We start from the raw sequence: 1,800 nt of genomic DNA on the forward strand, positions 1-1,800 counted from the left end.
GTCGATGATCGCCACCAGGTAGAGGAAACCGCGGCCGATCGGGATATAGCAGGCTGTTGAAAATCACCCTGGCCGTGCCTTGAGGGTGGAGTCGTCGCCGTTGTCGTAGGCGAACTCGCCTTCGAGGGAGCCGTCGAGCTGGAGTTCGACGAAGCCGTCGCCACGGACCTCGTCGGATCCGTGCCAGTCGAAGTCGGCGGCATCGGTCGCGATGGTGCAATCGAGCGTCGCCGTGAGGGCGTTGAAGACGATCTCGCCACCACCTCGGCCGTCGAGTGCGATGTAGGCCGGCGCGGTGACATCGAGCGCGAAGCCGGGCATCTCGACGATGCGCCACTTGCCCTTCAGCCCCTCCGTGTTCGGCCTGCTCATGCCGTCACCAGGAGCTTGGGGAGGCGCACGAGATCATAGGCCGCTGCAGCCAGCGTGAACGCGAAGCCGACCCGGGAGACGCCTCTGAACCGGGTCTTGTCCTGCCCGGCCACCGCCTTGATCCAGCCGAACGCCTCCTCGATCCGCTTGCGGATGCACAGGCTGACCGCATAACCGGTGTGCCGGGTCGTCCGCCTGTCGATGGCGGATTGTCGGCCGCTGGTGTTCTGCGCCACGTGCGGTGTCACCCGCATGGAGCGCAGCTCGTTCACGAAGTCCTCGGTGTCGTAGGCCTTGTCGGCGCCGAGCGTGATCGCGCAGGGACGGTCGGCCCGCGGCTCGATCATGGCCAGGGCGGCCTCGCGTTCCGCATGCCCGTCCGCCTGGGTCAGGCAGGCCTGCACCACCAGGCCGGACCGGTTCTCCATCAGGCCGTGGCCGATGAAGCAGAGCTTCGCCTCCTTGCCGCGTCCCTTGCGGTAGAGCCTCGCCTCCGGATCGGTGGTCGAGGCGTGCGTCTCGTTGCTCCGGCGCTCGCCGTGGAAGTCGCTCTCCACGTTGCGGCCACCACCGCCGGGCGGCTCCTCGGAGCCGTCCTTGGGCCTGAAGCTCTTCATCGAGGCCCAGGCCTCGACCAGGGTGCCGTCCACCGAGAAGTGGTCGCTCGACAGCAGACCCTTCACGCGCGGCTGGGCCAGCACGGCTGCGAGGAGCTTCGCGGCGATGTTGCCCTCCAGCAACCGGTCACGGTTCTTCGAGAAGGTCGAGTGATCCCACACCGCCTCGTCGATCCCGAGCCCGACGAACCACCGGAACAGGAGATCGAACTCGAGCCGCTCCATCAATTGCCGCTCGGAGCGGACCGAATAGAACGCCTGCAGCAGCATCGCCCGTAGCAACCGTTCGGGCGCCACCGAAGGGCGGCCCGCACGCGAATAGAGCGCCGAGAAATCCGTCTCCAACGCCGCCAGCGCCGCATCGACCACCGCCCGGATCGTTCGCAGCGGCTGGTCCTTCCGAACCCGTGCTTCGATGTCCACATAGCTGAACAGCGATCCCGTCCGCTCGTCCGTTCCGCGCACCGCCCGCCTCCCCGGTCCACTCCGAGGAGTGAATCACGCCCCCTCAGCCGAGGCGAGCGGAGTTTTTCAACAGCCTGATAGGTGATGTCCGCCGCCCACACATGGTTCGGCCGCTCGATCGCCATGTCCCGCAGCAGATACGGGAAGATCTTGTGGCCAGGCGTCGGCTTCGACGTATTCGGCTTCGGCCCCAGCGCGGCGATCCCCATCAGCCGCATCAGGCGCTGCACGCGCTTGCGGTTGACGAGCCGTCCCTCGGCCCGAAGTGTCGCCGTGAGCCGGCGCGAGCCGTAGAATGGCCACGTCGTGAACAGCTCGTCGAGCCGCCGCATCAGGGCGAGATCGT

At 67.2% G+C, this 1,800-nt stretch carries 2 protein-coding genes and 1 pseudogene; all 3 read right to left on the reverse strand.

What is annotated here, in order from left to right; all coding sequences use genetic code 11:
- Positions 1–63 precede the first annotated feature (63 nt).
- Complete coding sequence (locus tag A33M_RS21470) at positions 64–372, reverse strand: hypothetical protein (protein WP_008391928.1); 309 nt, start codon at positions 370–372, stop codon at positions 64–66.
- Positions 369–1,454, reverse strand: coding sequence for an IS5 family transposase (locus A33M_RS25155; protein ID WP_008391930.1), 1,086 nt, complete (start codon positions 1,452–1,454; stop codon positions 369–371). The genes A33M_RS21470 and A33M_RS25155 overlap by 4 nt, the downstream gene beginning before the upstream one ends.
- Before the next feature lie 77 nt (positions 1,455–1,531).
- A pseudogene (locus tag A33M_RS25160) lies at positions 1,532–1,800 on the reverse strand (IS3 family transposase); the annotation flags it as partial.

The sequence above is a fragment of the Rhodovulum sp. PH10 genome, from assembly GCF_000293785.1.
In the GTDB taxonomy this organism is placed as follows: domain Bacteria; phylum Pseudomonadota; class Alphaproteobacteria; order Rhizobiales; family Xanthobacteraceae; genus Rhodoplanes.